We start from the raw sequence: 1650 nt of genomic DNA on the forward strand, positions 1-1650 counted from the left end.
TGAGCAGTGTGCATCGTGAAGTTGCTGGTCACGGGTCTGGTATGCGTAGGGTTCGGGATGCTCGGACTGGTCGCGGGCGGATGACTTCCGTGTAGATCGTCGGTCAGCGGGAGACTTCGCGGTTCGTCAGAACCAGCAGAGCCCTCACCAGGGCGGTCGCCCACTTCGGGTCGGTGCGAACCTTGCCGAGGACCCGCCAGTTCTTCAGGTGGGCGAAGCCGTGCTCGACCGGCGCCCGGACGGCGGCCAGCGCCTTGTTGGACAGTTTCTGCCCTCGGGTCAGGGGCCGGTTGCGGGCGGCCTTGTAGCCGGTGATCACAGCCGGATCGGCGTCCGGGCCGCTGTCGTCGAGGCCGACGAAGCCCAGGTCGGCGATGGCGCCGAGCCCGGCCGCCCGCAGTTTCGCGGTGAGCTGGTCGTGACGGCAGGCGGTGATCTCCGAGGATCGTCCGGGACGGGCCGCCGAGGTCCACAGCAGTCGGCCCCGGTCGTCGGTGAGCGCGATCACCAGCAGACCGTGGCATTTGTGCTTGCCGGAGTAGTTCTTCCGGTTCGCCGTGCCGGTGCGCCGCCGGGTCCGTATCAGGGTGCCGTCGAGCAGGACCACCCCGCCACCCGTTCGGGCGATCTTCTTGAGTGCGCGGTCCAGGCGTGGAGCGCGGGCGGCGAGCAGGCCGACGGTCTCGCGCACCCACCGGGTGATGGTGGTGCGGTGCACTCCGTTTCCGCCGGCGAGGTCGCCGGGCCGCTGGTCACAGCGCAGCACCGCCAGCACGATGGCGGCGATCTTCCCCGCGGGCAGGGCCCGCCACCGCGAACCGATCTTCTTCAAGTGGCCGCGTATCACGGTGGCGAGGTAGTTCAGGGTGGCGCTCGACAGCGGCAGGCGGGCGGTGTAGACAAGGCCGTCAGGGCCCTCGGCGGAACCGTTGTTTTTCTTCACACCAAACTCAACTGCCGCCGGGGGCCCGCTGGTTACGGTCCACCCGCGCGGTCACCGACGTGCGGTGAACCGTCCGTCGGGCCGTTTGTGCAGCCAGCCGCGGTCAGCGAGCTTGGTCATCTTCGCGCGCAAAGGTTCCAGCTTGCCGCGCACCGAGGCGTTCAGGCCCAGCCGCTCGCCGACCACCCTGACCTGCACCGGGCCGTCGGCCTCACGCACGATCGCCAGGATCCTGCGGTAGTCGCCGGGCAACGCGGCCTCGTCGGTCGCGTCGCTGCGGTGCGGGATGAGCAGGACCGCCCGCCCGGCCACCTGCGCCGCTGCCGGAGCGGCAGCCTCGGCATCGGCCTGGACCTGCTCGGCCAGGCGGTTCAACACCCGCTCCGCGATTGCCAGTTCGTCCCGCTCGACCTGGACTTCCTGAAGCTGCTTGGCCAGCTGCTCGGCGAGAGCGTCCAGCTCGCTCCGGCGAGCGGTGATCCACTGCCGCTCCTGCATCCCCGCACCCTCGCGATCCCGTAGCGTACCGACCTGCTGACGGATCGTAGGCGTGGATCGGTCGCAGGCGCAGCCGAACCCGGCATCACGCCGGAGCCGGACCCGCCCGATGATCTACACCATGGTCATCGGCTACCGACCAGCGTGAGTACTCGAGCCTTCACTCACACCAGACCCGTGACCTGCGCAATCACGATGCACGCAACTCA

At 69.4% G+C, this 1650-nt stretch carries 2 protein-coding genes; both read right to left on the reverse strand.

Annotation, left to right across the window (positions count from 1 at the left end; translation table 11 throughout):
* Positions 1-103 precede the first annotated feature (103 nt).
* Positions 104-943: a transposase family protein gene (locus tag ACH4ZA_RS39850; protein ID WP_398433892.1), complete on the reverse strand. Its 840-nt coding sequence runs from the start codon at positions 941-943 to the stop codon at positions 104-106.
* Positions 944-994: 51 nt separating this feature from the next.
* Positions 995-1441: a hypothetical protein gene (locus ACH4ZA_RS39855; protein WP_398433893.1), complete on the reverse strand. Its 447-nt coding sequence runs from the start codon at positions 1439-1441 to the stop codon at positions 995-997.
* Between the last annotated feature and the right edge of the window lie 209 nt (positions 1442-1650).

It is taken from the genome of Streptomyces sp. NPDC020597 (assembly GCF_044335095.1).
Taxonomy (GTDB): Bacteria; Actinomycetota; Actinomycetes; order Streptomycetales; family Streptomycetaceae; genus Streptomyces.

Coding starts and splice junctions, on each gene's coding strand:
- ACH4ZA_RS39855 (WP_398433893.1), bottom strand. CDS start 1,441: ATGCAGGAGCGGCAGTGGATCACCGCTCGCCGGAGCGAGCTGGACGCT.